Origin of the sequence: Streptomyces malaysiense (assembly GCF_000980885.2) — a bacterium.
Classification (GTDB): Bacteria; Actinomycetota; Actinomycetes; order Streptomycetales; family Streptomycetaceae; genus Streptomyces; species Streptomyces malaysiense.
In genome coordinates this window covers 21,024-37,152 of record NZ_LBDA02000035.1, presented here as the reverse complement: position 1 = coordinate 37,152, position 16,129 = coordinate 21,024, and the positions used below count along the sequence as shown (strand labels likewise).

The following is a 16,129-nucleotide window of genomic DNA, read 5'->3' as shown; positions in this document are numbered from 1 at the left end:
TCACGTGGAACATGCGATGTTCCCCGGGAGACCTCGCACGACGGAAGCCGCTGCGTCGACCGCCGAACCTGTTACCGGGTAATGCCGGCGTAGGGAGTAGGTCTCATGACCAACAAGGACGCACGCACGCCTGCCTCCGTCCAGGACGACATGTCCTCGGAGGCCGGGAAGTCCATCGGCTGGCACAAGGCGTACGTCGAGGGCTCGCGCCCCGACCTGCGCGTGCCGGTCCGTCAGGTGCACCTCACCAACGGGCAGTCGGTCACGCTGTACGACACCTCGGGCCCGTACACCGATCAGCTCGTCGACACCGATGTCCGCCGGGGACTGGCGCCGCTGCGGGAGAACTGGATCATCGCCCGCGGCGACACCGAGGAGTACGCGGGCCGTCCCGTCCGTCCCGAGGACGACGGGATCAAGCACACCGCGCCGCGTGGCGGGCTGCGGAACCTGGACGCGGTCTTCCCGGGCCGCCCGCGCCAGCCACGCCGGGGCCGCGGCGGGCAGGCCGTGACGCAGCTCGCGTACGCGCGCCGGGGCGAGATCACGCCCGAGATGGAGTTCGTGGCCCTTCGGGAGAACGTCTCCCCCGAAGTGGTGCGCGAGGAGATCGCGGCCGGCAGGGCGGTGCTGCCGGTCAACGTCAACCACCCGGAGATCGAGCCGATGATCATCGGCAAGCGGTTCCTGGTGAAGGTGAACGCCAACATCGGCAACTCCGCGGTGACGTCGTCCATCGAGGAGGAGGTGGAGAAGATGACCTGGGCGACCCGCTGGGGCGCCGACACGGTCATGGACCTCTCCACCGGCCGCAACATCCACACCACCCGCGAGTGGGTGCTGCGCAACTCCCCCGTCCCGATCGGCACGGTGCCGCTGTACCAGGCACTGGAGAAGGTCGACGGCAGGGCGGAGGAACTGACCTGGGAGATCTACAAGGACACCGTCATCGAGCAGGCCGAGCAGGGCGTGGACTACATGACCGTCCACGCGGGCGTACGGCTGCCGTTCGTGCCGCTCACGGCCAACCGCAAGACCGGCATCGTCTCGCGGGGCGGCTCCATCATGGCCGCGTGGTGCCTGGCGCACCACAAGGACTCGTTCCTGTACGAGAACTTCGAGGAGCTGTGCGAGATCCTCGCCGCCTACGACGTCACGTACTCGCTGGGCGACGGACTGCGGCCCGGGTCCATCGCGGACGCCAATGACGAGGCACAGTTCGCGGAGCTGCGCACGCTCGGGGAACTCGGCCGGATCGCCCGGCGGCTGAACGTGCAGACGATGATCGAGGGCCCCGGGCATGTCCCGATGCACAAGATCAAGGAGAACATCGACCTCCAGCAGGAGATCTGCGACGAGGCGCCGTTCTACACGCTCGGCCCGCTGACCACGGACATCGCGCCGGCGTACGACCACATCACCTCCGGCATCGGCGCCGCGATGATCGCCTGGTGGGGCACGGCGATGCTCTGCTACGTCACGCCGAAGGAACACCTCGGCCTGCCCAACCGGGACGACGTCAAGACCGGCGTCATCACCTACAAGATCGCCGCCCACGCGGCCGACCTCGCCAAGGGGCACCCGGGCGCGCAGGACTGGGACGACGCCCTCTCGGACGCGCGTTTCGAGTTCCGCTGGGAGGACCAGTTCAATCTGGCCCTCGACCCGGACACGGCCCGCGACTTCCACGACGAGACCCTCCCGGCCGAGCCCGCCAAGACGGCCCACTTCTGCTCCATGTGCGGCCCGAAGTTCTGCAGCATGAAGATCTCCCAGGACATCCGCCGCGAGCACGGCGGCAACCGGGCCGAGATCGAGGAAGGCATGGCCCAGAAGTCGAAGGAGTTCGCGGAAGCCGGTAACCGGGTGTACCTGCCGATCGCGGACTGACGAGGACGTCGGCGCCGCTCCGGCCGGGACACCGGCTCCGGAGCGGCGTCGCGTCGGGCCGCGGACCCCCGCCCGGCGGGGTCAGTCCGGCTGGTGTTCCGGGTCGGCGTGTTCCGAGCCGGTGTAGTCGGGGTGTTCGGCGAGGGCTTCCTGGAGGAAGGGGAGGATGCCGCGTTCCAGGAGCGCGGTCTCCCAGGCGGTTCTGGCTCTGGCGACTTCCTCGGTGGCGGCGTCGCGGGCCCGGGATTCGGGGGAGGAGCCGTTGCGCAGGGCGGTGAGGAGCAGTCCGGCGGCGGCGACGAGAAGCGCGGCCACGGTCAACGCGCCGAACACCCAGCCGGCGGTGAGCATGGTGCGGGCGATGGACTGTCCGGGGTCCAGGGTTCTCAGGATGTAGCCGATGAGCAGGAATATCACCGCCGCGGTCGCGGACAGCAGCGGCGCCAGGACGGCGACGACCGCGACCGCGCCCGCGCCGTGCGCGGCGGCGAGATCCGTCGTGGCCGGGTCCGGCTCGGCAGAGGCGGCGTCGGTCGCGCCCAGGGCTTGCTCCGGGTGGCGCAGTTCGTCGCGGATCCGTACGTAGCGCTGGTACTCGGCGGCCGCGGCCGCCGCGATGAGCGCGGACGCGGCGAGGGCCATGGTGCGCAGTTGCGCGGGGCTGAGCCGCTGTCCCACGGCGGCCAGTTCCGGTCGGTGCGGCGCGGAGCGCAGAACCTCGTCGAGGATCCGCTCGAACTCCCGGCGGTCCTCATTCCGCAGGTGCTGCGGAAGGCTGTTCATGTGCATCCCCCGATGCTCCGTAGGGCTTGGGGCTCGCGCAGCGGCGAGCCGTCGGGCAGAGACGGAGGGGAGCCTGCTACGGATAAGCCGATGGTAGAGCCGTGACGGCGCGTGGTGACAGGGGATTGCCGGAAATTGCGTCCCGGCCTGCGCGTACTCCGCTGCGGCGGGGCCCGCCCGGGGAAGGTCAGCGTTCCAGCGGGAGTTGCCTCACCAGCAGCTTTCCGGCCATGGTCACTCCGCCGTCCATGGCGATGGCGAGCCCGTCGGCGTAGACATGCGGTCCCTCGACCACCGGATCGCTGCTCTCCTCGCCGTCCTCGGAGCCCACCTCGCCCAGCAGGTAGGGGATGGGGCTGTGGCCGTGCACGATCCGGGTGCCGCCGTAGGTGTCCAGCAGGGAGCGCACGGCGTCGGCGCCGCCCTCGTCACGGAAGGAGAAGCGCTTGGTGAACTTGCGGAACAGGTCCCAGCACTCGTCCGCGTCGTTACGGGTGAGTCGCTCGCGGACGGTGTCGTTGACGGCCTCGATGGAGTCGCCGTAGTCGAGGTAGGCGGTGGTGTCGGAGTGCACCAGCAGATAGCCGTCGACCTCTTCGAGCGCGTCGAGGCGTGCCATCCACTGGAGATGGTGGTCCTGAAGGCGGTCCATGTCGGTCTTCTGGCCGCCGTTGAGCAGCCAGGCCGCCTGGAACGTGGCGGTACCCGCACCGGAGTTGACGGGCGTGTCGCCGAACCGCTTGGCGCCGAGCAGCAGCAGTTCGTGGTTGCCCATGAGGGCCTTGCAGTAGCCGCCGGCCGCGGCGGCCTCGGCGGACAGCCGCATCACCAGGTCGATGACGCCGATGCCGTCCGGACCGCGGTCGGTGAAGTCCCCGAGGAACCACAGCCGGGTGGTGCCGGCGCACCACTGGCCCGCCTCGTCGACCAGCCCCTGCTCCCGCAGCGCGGTCATCAGTTCGTCGAGATAGCCGTGCACGTCACCGACGACGAAGAGCGGGCCGGGCCCCGCCGCGGTCTGCGGGGCCGGGGCGGCGGGCGCCGGGTCGACGGGGACCTGGAGCGTGTCGCCGCGGTTGATCACCGGAAGGTCGCGCTGGGTGGGCGTGTACGCCTCGGGGTACGACTCCTCGGCGGGCGGCGCGACCTCGTCCTGCTGGGTGTGGGGGACGTACGGACCGGACTCGTGGACGTACGCGGGCACCCGGAAGTCGCGCAGCGTCGCCGTCCGCTCCGTCTCGGGTCCCTGACCGGCCCCCTGAGTCATCAGACCCCTCCACCATCGCGCCGCATCTGCACCGCATCGGACTGCCTGGTCGCAGCGGTCCGCGGTGTCGTGGGCCCATCATAGGAATGCGCGTCGCGCCATGTGATGACCCAGGGGTGGTGAATCGGAACAAGACTCCGCTTCGCCGCGGCTTTCGCCCCGTTTGGGCAGGTGTTCGCCGATGGTCGGGGGACCGCCGGCGCTGTGCGGCCCGCGCGGCGCCGCGGCCGAACGGTGTCCGGGGACGCCGCCGAACGCTGTCCGTGCCGTCCTCGGACACCCCCCGCGCCGCCGCGCGGCCCGTCCTACGTGTCGTCCGGGGACCGTGGGGGGCTGACCGTCGTGCGCGGGGGCCGCCGCTGGGAGGACGTGCGCACGATCAGCTCGGTCGGTATGACCTGCTCGACCGGTTGCTCCGATTCCACACCCTCGATGGCGTCGATGAGCAGTTGGACGACGGCCGTGCCGATGCGGCGCGGCTTGAGCGACAGAGTCGTGACCGGCGGCTCGGTGCTGGCGTACACGGTGGACTCGCTGCAGCACACCAGCAGCAGATCGTCCGGGACGCGCAGCCCGTAGCGGCGGGCGGCGGCGAGCAGATCGGTGCCGTTGGGGTCGAACAGCCCGTAGACCGCGTCGGGCCGGTCGGGGCGGGCGAGCAGCCGGTCGGCGGCGACGGCGCCCGCGCACGGGTCGTGCGCCGGATAGGACTCGTAGACCGGGTCCTGGCCGACCCGCTCGCACCAGTGCAGATAGGCCGTGGTCGACAGATGGGTGTACGTGTCGGTCGAGGTGCCGGTGAGCAGCCCGATACGGCGGGCACCGGCGGCGGCCAGATGGTCGAGGATGCCGAGGACGGCGGCCTCGTGGTCGTTGTCCACCCAGGCGGTGACCGGGAGCGCGCCCGCCGGGCGGCCGTCGGAGACGACGGGCAGGCCCTGGCGGACGAGCTCGCTGACCACCGGGTCCTGGTCGGAGGGGTCGATGACGACGGTGCCGTCGAGGGCGACGTTGGACCACACGTCGTGGCGGGAGGTCGCGGGCAGGATGACCAGGGCGTAGCCCCGGGCCAGCGCCGCCGAGGTGGCGGCCCGCGCCATCTCGGCGAAGTACGCGAACTCCGTGAAGGTGAAAGGTTCATCCCCGTACGTGGTCACGGTCAGGCCGATCAGACCCGACTTGCCGGTACGGAGGGTGCGGGCGGCGGCCGAGGGACGGTACCCCAGCCGGTCGGCGACCTCGCGGACATGGCGCCGGGTGGCGTCCGGGAGCCGGCCCTTGCCGTTGAGGGCGTCGGAGACGGTCGTGATGGAGACCCCGGCGGCGGCGGCCACGTCCCTGATGCCCGCCCGGCCCGGCCGGCTGCCTCGACGTGAGGTTTCCGCGCGGCTCACCTGGTGCTTCCCTGCTGCTGTCATGGCGAGCCGATAGTAGGGCTCATGCGGTGGGGTAGTGCGGACGCATATGCACTCGTTGACAGGCACGTTTCTGCATGGTGATACTGCGTTAACTACCTGCGAATGAAAGGTAGTTGAGCGCTTTCTTAGCAAGACATAGCGTGACGGCGCGCATGAGCCTGCCAATGGCCCGATGTTTCGAAGAGGTCTCAACTCACCTGCACGGGTGATGCGCGCTACGGCGCGAGCCACCGGCGCATAGATATATGTACGGCGCGCCCCCGAAAGATCCGCCTTCATGGGGTGATGCCCGGTGATGCCCCTGTTGTGGCTGCGGGCCCGGGAGCTTTGCCCACGGCCAGTACTCAGGGCAGCCGAATCCTCATATGGTGAGCAGTATTGGAAGCCGGCGGCGTCGACGGTCCGCCGGTGGTCGCGAGGAGGACTGCGGTGAGCGAGACGAGCCCCAAGCTGCGCGCCGAGCTGGAGGGTATCCCCACCTACAAGCCGGGCAAGCCGGCCGCGTCCGACGGACCGGTCGCCTACAAGCTGTCCTCGAACGAGAACCCGTACCCGCCGCTGCCCGGCGTGCTGGAGAGCGTGACCGCGGCCGCCTCCTCCTTCAACCGCTACCCGGACATGGCGTGCGCCGCCCTGACGGAGGAGCTGGCGGAGCGCTTCGGGGTGCCGGCCTCCCACGTGGCCACCGGCACGGGCTCGGTCGGCGTCGCCCAGCAGCTGATCCAGGCCACCAGCGGTCCGGGCGACGAGGTGATCTACGCCTGGCGGTCCTTCGAGGCGTACCCGATCATCACGCAGATCAGCGGGGCCCGGTCGGTGCGGGTGCCGCTCACGCCCGGTGACGTGCACGACCTGGACGCGATGGCGGAGGCGATCACCGACCGGACGCGGCTGATCTTCGTCTGCAACCCGAACAACCCGACCGGCACGGTGGTGCGGCGGGCCGAGCTGGAGCGCTTCCTGGACCGGGTGCCGAAGGACGTCCTGGTGGTGCTGGACGAGGCGTACCGTGAGTTCATCCGCGACCCCGAGGTGCCCGACGGCGTCGAGCTGTACCGGGAGCGGCCCAACGTCTGCGTCCTGCGGACCTTCTCCAAGGCGTACGGCCTCGCCGGGCTGCGCGTCGGTTTCGCGATCGCCCATGAGCCGGTGGCCGCCGCGCTGCGCAAGACGGCGGTGCCGTTCGGCGTGAGCCAGCTGGCGCAGGAGGCGGCGATCGCCTCGCTGCGGGCCGAGGACGAGCTGCTGGGCCGGGTCGGCTCGCTGGTCTGCGAGCGCACCCGCGTGGTCGACGCGCTGCGGGCCCAGGGCTGGACGGTGCCGGAGACCCAGGCCAACTTCGTGTGGATGCGGCTGGGGGAGCGTACGACGGCGTTCGCGGGGGCCTGCGAGGAGCACGGCGTCGTGGTCCGGCCGTTCGCGGGCGAGGGGGTCCGGGTCACGATCGGCGAGACCGAGGCGAACGACATCTTCCTGAAGGTCTCGGAGGCCTTTCACAAGGAGATGTGACCCAGCTCACTCACTGGCTGTCGACCGGTTCACGGAACAGCTGTAATCCGGCTCACGCCGGAGGAGATCACGGGCGTCCGGCTCTGCCGGGCGCCCGTTTCACGTGAAACGACGGGTATGGCGGGTAACTCCCAGGCCAGGGGCGGGAGTTACCCGTCTTCCGGAGGTCCATGTGCGCCCTGCGGTCCCATCGGAGGGACACCCGGGGGGCCGCCCGGATCTTGACTCCGGGGCAAGGGGGCGCCCCCGGACTTCCTGGCCGAAAACCAGTGCGCCATAATGGCTTGTGAATGTGAACGCGTTCACAAGCGCGTCCCGTTTGCCCCGTATGTAGGTGACAGTCGGGGCGAATCGCCGCAGTACCACGGCGTAGTAAGGAGAGTGACGACGTGGACCTGGCTTTGGCGCCGGAGACACTGGCGCGCTGGCAGTTCGGCATCACGACCGTCTACCACTTCCTGTTCGTCCCGCTGACGATCTCCCTGGCCGCCCTGACGGCCGGATTGCAGACGGCCTGGGTGCGCACGGAGAAGGAGAAGTACCTCAGAGCGACGAAGTTCTGGGGCAAGCTCTTCCTGATCAACATCGCGATGGGCGTGGTCACCGGCATCGTGCAGGAGTTCCAGTTCGGCATGAACTGGTCCGCCTACTCGCGCTTCGTCGGTGACATCTTCGGCGCCCCGCTCGCCTTCGAGGCCCTGATCGCGTTCTTCTTCGAGTCCACGTTCATCGGGCTGTGGATCTTCGGCTGGGACAAGCTGCCGAAGAAGATCCACCTGGCCTGCATCTGGATGGTCTCGATCGGCACGATCCTGTCGGCCTACTTCATCCTCGCGGCCAACTCATGGATGCAGCACCCGGTCGGCTACAAGATCGACAAGGCCAGGGGGCGCGCCGAGCTCACCGACTTCCTCGCGGTGCTCACCCAGAACACCGCGCTGAGCCAGGCCTTCCACACGCTGGCCGCCGCCTTCCTGACCGGCGGTGCCTTCATGGTCGGCATCTCCGCCTACCACCTGGCCCGCAAGAAGCACATCCGCGAGATGAAGACCTCGCTGCGGCTCGGTCTGATCACCGTGGTCATCGCCGGCATGCTCACGGCGGTCAGCGGCGACACCCTCGGCAAGGTCATGTTCAAGCAGCAGCCGATGAAGATGGCCGCCGCCGAGGCGCTGTGGGACGGCCAGAAGCCGGCGCCGTTCTCGATCTTCGCCTACGGCGATGTGGAGAAGGGCCACAACACGGTCGCGATCGAGATACCGGGCCTGCTCTCCTTCCTCGCCAACGACAACTTCACGTCGGAGGTCCCCGGGATCAACGACGTCAACAAGGCCGAGCAGCAGCAGTTCGGACCCGGCGACTACCGGCCCAACATCCCCGTCGCCTTCTGGGGCTTCCGCTGGATGATCGGGTTCGGGATGGCGTCCTTCGCCATCGGTCTGGCCGGACTCTGGCTGACCCGCAAGAAGTTCATGCTGCCGGAGCATCTGCGGGTCGGTGAGGACGAGGTGCCGCATCTGGTGCTGTTCCGCAAGAAGGCGCTGGGCACCACGCTGACGCCCTGGTACTGGCGCATCGCGACCTGGACCATGGCCTTCCCGCTGATCGCCAACTCCTGGGGCTGGATCTTCACCGAGATGGGCCGTCAGCCGTGGGTCGTCTACGGCGTGCTCCAGACCCGGGACGCGGTCTCCCCCGGTGTCTCCCAGGGCGAGGTCCTCACCTCGATGATCGTCTTCACCTCGCTGTACGCGGTTCTCGCGGTGGTCGAGGTCAAGCTGCTCGCCAAGTACATCAAGGCCGGGCCGCCCGAGCTGACCGAGGACGACCTCAACCCGCCCACGAAGATCGGCGGCGACACCCGTGACGCCGACCGGCCGATGGCCTTCTCGTACTAGGCCGAGGGGACAGTCATGGAACTTCACGACGTCTGGTTCGTCCTGATCGCCGTCCTGTGGACCGGCTACTTCTTCCTGGAGGGCTTCGACTTCGGGGTCGGGATCCTCACCAAGCTGCTGGCCCGGGACCGGGCCGAGCGGCGGGTGCTCATCAACACCATCGGGCCCGTCTGGGACGGCAACGAGGTGTGGCTGCTCACGGCGGGCGGCGCGACCTTCGCCGCCTTCCCCGACTGGTACGCCACGCTCTTCTCCGGGTTCTATCTGCCCCTGCTGGCCATCCTGGTCTGCCTGATCGTGCGGGGCGTCGCCTTCGAGTACCGCGCGAAGCGGCCCGAGGAGAACTGGCAGCGCAACTGGGAGACGGCGATCTTCTGGTCCTCCCTGCTCCCGGCGTTCCTGTGGGGCGTGGCCTTCGGCAACATCGTGCGGGGCGTCAAGATCGACCAGCACTTCGAATACGTCGGCAGCTTCTGGGACCTGCTCAACCCCTACGCCCTGCTCGGCGGGCTGGTGACGCTCACGCTGTTCATCTTCCACGGGGCGGTGTTCACGGCGCTCAAGACCATCGGGGACATCCGGGTGCGGGCTCGGCAGCTGGCCCTGTGGGCCGGTCTCGTCGCCGCCGTGCTGGCGGTGGGCTTCCTGCTGTGGACGCAGGCCGACAGCGGTGACGGCAAGAGCCTCATCGCCCTCGTCGTGGCGGCCGTCGCCCTGGTGGGCGCGCTCGTCGCCAACCAGCTCGGGCGCGAGGGATGGGCGTTCAGCCTCTCCGGACTCACCATCGTGGCGGCCGTGGCGATGCTCTTCCTGTCGCTCTTCCCGAACGTCATGCCGTCCACCCTGAACAGCGAGTGGAGCCTGACGGTCAGCAACGCCTCGTCCAGCCCGTACACCCTGAAGATCATGACCTGGCTCGCGGTGATCGCCACCCCGCTGGTGGTGCTCTACCAGGGTTGGACCTACTGGGTCTTCCGCAAGCGGATCGGCACGCAGCACATCGCCGAAACCGCACACTGAGTCCGTCGGGGGTGTGTTTCACGTGAAACGCACCCTCTGGACCGAAGGGCCTGTTTCACGTGAAACCAGTCGATCCTCGTCTGCTGCGGTACGCCCGCGCCACTCGCTTCTTCCTGGTGGCGGTCGTCGCCCTGGGCGCCGTCGGCGCCGGGCTGGTCATCGCCCAGGCGATGCTCGTCGCCGAGGTGGTGGTCGGTGCCTTCCAGCACGGCCGCTCCCTGGCCGAACTGACCACTCCCCTGCTGCTCCTGGTGGCGGTGTCCGCGGGGCGGGCCCTGATCGCCTGGCTCACCGAACGTGCCGCCCACCGGGCGAGCGCGGCGGTGAAGTCCGAGCTGCGGGGGCGGCTGCTGGAGCGGGCTGCGGAACTCGGTCCCGGGTGGCTCGGCGGGCAGCGCACCGGCTCGCTGGTCAACCTGGCCACGCGCGGGGTCGACGCCCTCGACGACTACTTCTCGCGCTATCTGCCGCAACTGGGGCTCGCGGTGGTGGTGCCGGTGGCGGTGCTGGCGCGGATCGTCACCGAGGACTGGGTGTCGGCGGCGATCATCGTCGGCACCCTGCCGCTCATTCCGCTGTTCATGATGCTGATCGGCTGGGCCACCCAGGCGCGGACGGACCGGCAGTGGCGGCTGCTGTCCCGGCTGTCAGGCCACTTCCTGGACGTGGTCGCGGGACTGCCCACGCTGAAGGTGTTCGGCCGGGCCAAGGCGCAGGCCGACTCCATCCGGCGGATCACCGGTGAGTACCGCCAGGCGACCATGCGCACCCTGCGGATCGCCTTCATCTCCTCCTTCGCGCTGGAGCTGCTGGCCACGCTCTCGGTGGCGCTGGTGGCCGTGACGATCGGCATGCGGCTGGTCCACGGCGACATGGATCTGTACATCGGGCTGGTGATCCTGGTGCTGGCGCCGGAGGCGTATCTGCCGCTGCGCCAGGTGGGGGCGCAGTACCACGCGGCCGCGGAGGGACTGGCCGCGGCGGAGGAGATCTTCGAGGTGCTGGAGACGCCGGTGCCGGTGTCCGGGACCGCTGCGGTGCCGTCGGGGGCCGTGGCCTTCGAGTCGGTCACGGTGCGGTATCCCGGGCGGTCCGCGGACGCGGTGAGCGAGGTGTCCTTCACCGTCGAGCCCGGGGAGACCGTGGCGTTGGTCGGGCCCAGCGGGGTGGGCAAGTCCACGCTGCTGAACGTGCTGCTGGGGTTCGTACGGCCCGCCGCGGGCCGGGTGCGGGTCGGTGGTGCCGATCTCGCCGAGCTGGACCTGGCGCAGTGGCGGTCGCGGATCGCGTGGGTGCCGCAGCGGCCGCACCTGTACGCCGGGACGATCGCGGAGAACGTACGGCTGGCGCGGCCCTCGGCGGACGACGAGGCGGTGCGGCGGGCCTTGCGGGACGCGGGTGCGTGGGAGTTCGTGGCCGCGCTGCCGGAGGGCGCCGGCACGGTGCTCGGGGAGGACGGGGCGGGGCTCTCGGCGGGGCAGCGGCAGCGGTTGGCGCTGGCGCGGGCGTTTCTGTCGGATCGGCCGTTGCTGGTGCTGGACGAGCCGACGGCGGCGTTGGACGGGGTGACCGAGGCGGAGGTCGTCTCTGCGGTGCGGCGGCTCGCGGTGGGCCGCACGGTCCTGGTGGTCGTGCATCGGCCCGCGCTGCTGGAGGTGGCAGACCGGGTCGTACGGCTGGAGCCCGTGACCCGGAACCCGGCACAGGAAGGCGGGACCGGGGCACGACCGCCGGCCCCGGCCGAAGGGCTCGGGGAACCGGGCGTCAGGCCCGAGGCGCCGTCTGCCACACCCTCCGAGCCGCTGCCGATGCCCGCGCCGCACAGCACGCCGGACCGCACCCGCGGCGTCCTCGGCTGGGTGCGCGGCCTGGCCGGGGCCCGGCGGGGTCGGCTGGTGCTGGCGTTGGTGCTGGGGAGTCTCGCGCTCGGGAGCGCCGTGGGGCTGATGGCGACCTCGGGGTGGCTGATCTCGCGGGCCTCGCAGCAGCCGCCGGTGCTGTATCTGATGGTCGCCGTGACGGCGACGCGGGCGTTCGGGATCGGGCGGGCGGTGTTCCGCTATGCCGAGCGGCTGGTCTCCCACGACGCCGTGCTGCGGATGCTGGCCGACACCAGGGTCGCGGTCTACCGGCGGCTCGAACGCCTGGCGCCCGCCGGGCTGCGCGACGCCCGCCGCGGTGATCTGCTGACCCGCTTGGTCGCGGACGTGGACGAACTCCAGGACTACTGGCTGCGCTGGCTGCTGCCCGCCTCCGTCGCCCTGCTCGTCTCCGGCGCGACCGTCGGCTTCATGGCCTGGCTGCTTCCCGAGGCGGGCGCCGCCCTCGCGGTGGGCCTGCTCACGGCCGGGGCCGGTGTGCCCCTGGTGACCGCGGCCGCGGCCCGGCGCACCGAGCGCCGGCTGGCACCCGCCCGCGGCGAACTGGCGACCCGCGTCACCGATCTGCTCACCGGCACCGCCGAGCTGACCGTGGCCGGCGCGCTGCCCGCCCGCACCGACGCGGCCCGGCGGGCGGACGGCACGCTGACCCGGATCGCTTCGCGGGCCGCCGCCGTCACCGCCCTCGGCGACGGGCTCACCGCGCTGGTCTCCGGCCTCACCGTCACGGTCATGGCGCTGTTCGGCGTCCAGGCGGTGGCGGCCGGGCGGCTCGGCGGTGTCGCGCTGGCCGTCGTCGTCCTCACCCCGCTGGCCGCGTTCGAGGCCGTGCTCGGGATGCCGCTCGCCGTCCGTCACCGGCAGCGGGTACGGCGCAGCGCGGAGCGGGTGCGGGAGGTGCTGGACGCCCCGGAGCCGGTGCGCGAGCCGGAGCGGCCCCGGCCGGCGCCCGCGACGCCGTTCCCGGTGGTCCTCCAGGGGCTGACCGCGCGGCACGAGGGGCAGCGCGGGGAGGCGCTGGCCGGGGTCGGCCTGACGCTGGAGCGGGGCCGCCGGATCGCCGTGGTGGGCGCATCCGGCTCCGGCAAGACGACCCTCGCCCAGGTGCTGCTGCGCTTCCTCGACCCGTGCTCCGGCTCCTACACCCTCGCCGGGGTGGACGCCTGCGAGCTGTCCGGCGACGACGTGCGGCGGCTGGTCGGGCTCTGTGCCCAGGACGCGCATCTCTTCGACAGCTCGGTGCGCGAGAACCTGCTGCTGGCCAGGAAGGGCGCCACCGAGACCGAGCTGCGCGGGGCGCTGGCGCGGGCCCGGCTGCTCGACTGGGTGGACGGCCTGCCCGACGGCCTGGACACGCTGGTCGGCGAGCACGGGGCGCGGCTGTCCGGCGGCCAGCGGCAGCGCCTCGCACTGGCTCGCGCGCTGCTCGCCGACTTCCCCGTGCTGGTCCTCGACGAGCCGGCCGAGCACCTGGACCTGCCGACGGCCGACGCCCTCACCGCCGATCTGCTGGCCGCCACCGAGGGCCGTACGACGCTGCTGATCACCCACCGGCTCGCCGGTCTCGACGAGGTCGACGAGGTTCTCGTGCTCGACGCGGGCCGCGTCGTGCAGCGGGGAACCTACGCGGAACTCGCCGCGGTGGACGGCCCGCTGCGCGAGATGGCGCGCCGCGAGGCGGAGGCGGAATCGCTGGTGGGAGCGGGGTGACGTCCCCGAGGCGTCGTCGGCGGACGGTGCCTCGGCGGACAGTGCTGCGGCGGACGGTGCCGTAGCGGCCGTGCCCACCCGCCCCCAGCCGTGTCTCCCTGACCGTGTCCCCCGGCCTGATCCGAACGAAAGACCCTAGCCGCGCTGGGCGAGCAGGCGCTCGATCACGATCGCCACGCCGTCCTCCGTGTTGGCGGCGGTGCGGCCGGAGGCGGCGGCCACGGCGTCGGGGTGGGCGTTGCCCATGGCGTACGACTGCCCGGCCCAGGTCAGCATCTCGATGTCGTTGGGCATGTCCCCGAAGGCGACGACCTCCTCGGGCGAGATGCCCCGCTCGGCGCAGCACAGGGCGAGCGTGCTGGCCTTGGAGACCCCCGGACCGCTGAGTTCCAGCAGGGCGCTGGGGCTGGAGCGGGTGACCGCCGCGCGCTCGCCGACGGCCAGGCGGGCCAGGGTGAGGAAGGCGTCCGGGTCGAGGGCGGAGTGATGGGCGAGGATCTTGAGCACGGGCTGCGCGGCGGTCGGGCCGTCCGGCGCGAGCAGTTCCTCGGCGGGCATCCGGTGGCCCGGCACCTCCATGTGCAGCCGGGGGTAGGCGGGCTCCTGGTGGAAGCCGTAGGTCTGCTCGACCGCGAACACCGTGCCGGGCGCGGCCTCGCGCAGCAGCCGGACGGCGTCCAGGGCGTTGGCACGGGCCAGCTCGCGCACCTTGGTGAACCGGTGGGCGCCGGGGCCGCCGTGCAGGTCGACCACGGCGGCGCCGTTGCCGCAGATGGCCAGGCCGTGGCCGTGGACATGGTCGCTGACGACGTCCATCCAGCGGGCCGGGCGGCCGGTGACGAAGAAGACCTCGACGCCCGCCTGCTCGGCGGCGGCCAGGGCGGCGACGGTCCGCGGGGAGACCGACTTGTCGTCGTGCAGCAGGGTGCCGTCGAGGTCGGTGGCGATCAGCCGCGGCCGGATCGCGGCGGCGGGGGTCCCGGGTTGCCTGGTCGCTGAGGTCATCCGGTCATTCTCGCGCATATGCCCGCACGGGCGTGCGGAACTGTGCACAGATGAGACACAGATGACGCTCCGGGGGCCCTGCCGGCCACGGGGAGCGCGTCAGCCCAGCTGGGCGAGGCCCTCCATGGCGATCCGCTCGAAGATCTTCTCGTCCGCGGCGAAGTCGGAGTCCGGGATCGGCCAGTGCAGGACGATCTCGGTGAACCCGAGGTCCCGGTGGCGGCCGGCGAAGTCCACGAACGCGTCCAGCGAGGTGAGCGGGCGGCCGCGGTCCGGGGTGAAGCCGGTGAGCAGGACCTTGTCCATGCCGGCGGCGTCCCGGCCGGCCTCCGCGCAGGCGTCGGACAGCCGGGCGAGCTGGCCGCGCAGCGCCTCCACCGACTGCTCCGGGGTACCCGTCTCGTACAGCTTCGGGTCGCCCGTGGTCACCCACGCCTGGCCGTGGCGCGCGGCGAGTCTCAGCCCGCGCGGGCCGGTGGCGGCGACGGCGAACGGCAGCCGGGGGCGCTGGACGCAGCCCGGGATGTTGCGCGCCTCGTCCGCCGAGTAGAAGCGTCCCTCGTGCGTCACCGCGCCCTCGCTGAGCAGCCGGTCGAGCAGCGGCACGAACTCGGCGAACCGGTCGGCGCGCTCGCGCGGGGTCCACGGGTCCTGGCCGAGGGCGGTGGCGTCGAAGCCGGTACCGCCGGCGCCGATGCCCAGGGTGATCCGGCCGCCGGAGATGTCGTCCAGGGAGATCAGTTCCTTGGCGAGGGTCACCGGGTGGCGGAAGTTCGGTGAGGTGACCAGGGTGCCGAGGCGGATTCGCTCGGTGGCGGCCGCGGCGGCGGTCAGGGTGGGGACGGCACCGAACCAGGGGCCGTCACGGAAGCTGCGCCAGGACAGGTGGTCGTAGGTGTAGGCCGTGTGGAAACCCAGTTCCTCGGCGCGCACCCAGGTGGCACGGCCGCCCTCGTGCCAGCGGCGGTGGGGCAGGATCACGGTGCTCAGACGCAGACTCATGCGTTCGAGGGTAAGCGGTGGGGCGAGGCGGGGTCGGCGGGGTCAGCGGGGGCCCGGGAAGCACAGATAGCGCGGGGGCACGGCGGCGGTCAGCCAGACGCCGTTGGCGCTGACGTGGAAGACATGGCCGTCGCGGTGCATGGCGCCCGTGTCGACGACGAGGACGACCGGGCGGCCCCGGCGGGCACCGACACGGGTGGCGGTGCCACGGTCGGAGGAGAGGTGCACGGCATGCCGGTTCATGGGTTTCAGACCGGTGGCCCGGATGGACTCCAGGGCGCGGGGGTGGGTGCCGTGGTAGAGGTACGGCGGCGGGGTGGCCGGCGGCAGGCTCAGGTCCACGGAGATGCTGTGGCCCTGGTTGGCGCGGATCCGGGTGCCCTCGATCGTGAAGCGCTGCTTGTCGTTGGTGGCGACGACCCGGTCGAGTTCCTCGCGGGTGAAGGGGAAGCCGTGCTCGGCCGCCGCGGTGATCAGGGCGTCGATGTCCACCCAGCCGGCCGGGTCGAGGGTGAGGCCGATGCGGGCCGGCTGGTGGCGGAGGTGCCGGGAGAGGTACTTCGAGACCTTGACCGTACGTCTTTCGCCCACCTGCTCTTCGTTCATGGATCCAGGGTGCGCGGGAGACGCGGATCACGCAGGTGGTTTTCGCGGGAGAGGTTTGATCCACAGGCGGCCCCGGTTATCCACAGGGAAATCCGCGGAGTTGTGGACAACTGAATTGCCGATAGGGGGCGTTGAGGGCCA

The 16,129-nt window shown here is 71.2% G+C and carries 11 protein-coding genes; 5 read left to right on the top strand and 6 right to left on the bottom strand.

The annotated features are described in order from the left end of the window. Positions 1 to 105 precede the first annotated feature (105 nt). Positions 106 to 1,890 (top strand): phosphomethylpyrimidine synthase ThiC, encoded by a 1,785-nt coding sequence (gene thiC / locus VT52_RS16060; RefSeq protein WP_046418726.1) that lies wholly within the window; start codon positions 106 to 108, stop codon positions 1,888 to 1,890. 81 nt (positions 1,891 to 1,971) lie between these two features. On the opposite strand, the gene VT52_RS16055 is transcribed toward thiC, so the two are convergent. The 3 genes from VT52_RS16055 to VT52_RS16045 all read right to left on the bottom strand — a co-directional run bounded on the left by VT52_RS16055 (position 1,972) and on the right by VT52_RS16045 (position 5,358). Beyond that, a complete protein-coding gene (locus VT52_RS16055) occupies positions 1,972 to 2,679 on the bottom strand; it encodes a hypothetical protein (protein ID WP_079175071.1) in 708 nt (235 codons plus the stop codon). Between the two features lie 181 nt (positions 2,680 to 2,860). After that, the gene (locus VT52_RS16050) at positions 2,861 to 3,940 is read right to left on the bottom strand and encodes a metallophosphoesterase (RefSeq protein WP_046418724.1); all 1,080 of its coding nucleotides are present in this window, start codon (positions 3,938 to 3,940) and stop codon (positions 2,861 to 2,863) included. 305 nt (positions 3,941 to 4,245) lie between these two features. Continuing rightward, complete coding sequence (locus tag VT52_RS16045; protein WP_078967094.1) at positions 4,246 to 5,358, bottom strand: LacI family DNA-binding transcriptional regulator; 1,113 nt, start codon at positions 5,356 to 5,358, stop codon at positions 4,246 to 4,248. A 429-nt stretch (positions 5,359 to 5,787) separates the two neighbouring features. On the opposite strand from VT52_RS16045, the gene hisC reads away from it, so the two are divergent. The 4 genes from hisC (at position 5,788) to cydD (ending at position 13,375) form a co-directional block, all read left to right on the top strand. Then, entirely contained in the window at positions 5,788 to 6,867 is a 1,080-nt protein-coding gene (gene hisC, locus VT52_RS16040; protein ID WP_046418720.1) for a histidinol-phosphate transaminase, read from the top strand. 389 nt (positions 6,868 to 7,256) lie between these two features. Next, positions 7,257 to 8,765: a cytochrome ubiquinol oxidase subunit I gene (locus VT52_RS16035; protein WP_046418719.1), complete on the top strand. Its 1,509-nt coding sequence runs from the start codon at positions 7,257 to 7,259 to the stop codon at positions 8,763 to 8,765. A 15-nt stretch (positions 8,766 to 8,780) separates the two neighbouring features. Continuing rightward, a complete protein-coding gene (gene cydB / locus VT52_RS16030) occupies positions 8,781 to 9,785 on the top strand; it encodes a cytochrome d ubiquinol oxidase subunit II (RefSeq protein WP_046418717.1) in 1,005 nt (334 codons plus the stop codon). Between the two features lie 59 nt (positions 9,786 to 9,844). Then, complete coding sequence (gene cydD / locus VT52_RS16025) at positions 9,845 to 13,375, top strand: thiol reductant ABC exporter subunit CydD (RefSeq protein ID WP_046418714.1); 3,531 nt, start codon at positions 9,845 to 9,847, stop codon at positions 13,373 to 13,375. A gap of 135 nt (positions 13,376 to 13,510) precedes the next feature. Here cydD and VT52_RS16020 read toward each other — a convergent pair whose 3' ends face one another. The 3 genes from VT52_RS16020 to VT52_RS16010 all read right to left on the bottom strand — a co-directional run bounded on the left by VT52_RS16020 (position 13,511) and on the right by VT52_RS16010 (position 15,973). Beyond that, a complete protein-coding gene (locus tag VT52_RS16020) occupies positions 13,511 to 14,380 on the bottom strand; it encodes an HAD-IIB family hydrolase (protein WP_046418713.1) in 870 nt (289 codons plus the stop codon). A gap of 99 nt (positions 14,381 to 14,479) precedes the next feature. Then, the gene (locus tag VT52_RS16015) at positions 14,480 to 15,382 is read right to left on the bottom strand and encodes an LLM class flavin-dependent oxidoreductase (RefSeq protein WP_046418711.1); all 903 of its coding nucleotides are present in this window, start codon (positions 15,380 to 15,382) and stop codon (positions 14,480 to 14,482) included. 42 nt (positions 15,383 to 15,424) lie between these two features. Further along, complete coding sequence (locus tag VT52_RS16010; RefSeq protein WP_046418710.1) at positions 15,425 to 15,973, bottom strand: RNA 2'-phosphotransferase; 549 nt, start codon at positions 15,971 to 15,973, stop codon at positions 15,425 to 15,427. Positions 15,974 to 16,129 lie beyond the last annotated feature (156 nt).

Coding starts and splice junctions, on each gene's coding strand:
- VT52_RS16020 (WP_046418713.1), bottom strand. CDS start 14,380: ATGACCTCAGCGACCAGGCAACCCGGGACCCCCGCCGCCGCGATCCGG.
- VT52_RS16045 (WP_078967094.1), bottom strand. CDS start 5,358: ATGACAGCAGCAGGGAAGCACCAGGTGAGCCGCGCGGAAACCTCACGT.
- VT52_RS16050 (WP_046418724.1), bottom strand. CDS start 3,940: ATGACTCAGGGGGCCGGTCAGGGACCCGAGACGGAGCGGACGGCGACG.
- cydB (WP_046418717.1), top strand. CDS start 8,781: ATGGAACTTCACGACGTCTGGTTCGTCCTGATCGCCGTCCTGTGGACC.
- thiC (WP_046418726.1), top strand. CDS start 106: ATGACCAACAAGGACGCACGCACGCCTGCCTCCGTCCAGGACGACATG.
- VT52_RS16055 (WP_079175071.1), bottom strand. CDS start 2,679: ATGCACATGAACAGCCTTCCGCAGCACCTGCGGAATGAGGACCGCCGG.
- VT52_RS16015 (WP_046418711.1), bottom strand. CDS start 15,382: ATGAGTCTGCGTCTGAGCACCGTGATCCTGCCCCACCGCCGCTGGCAC.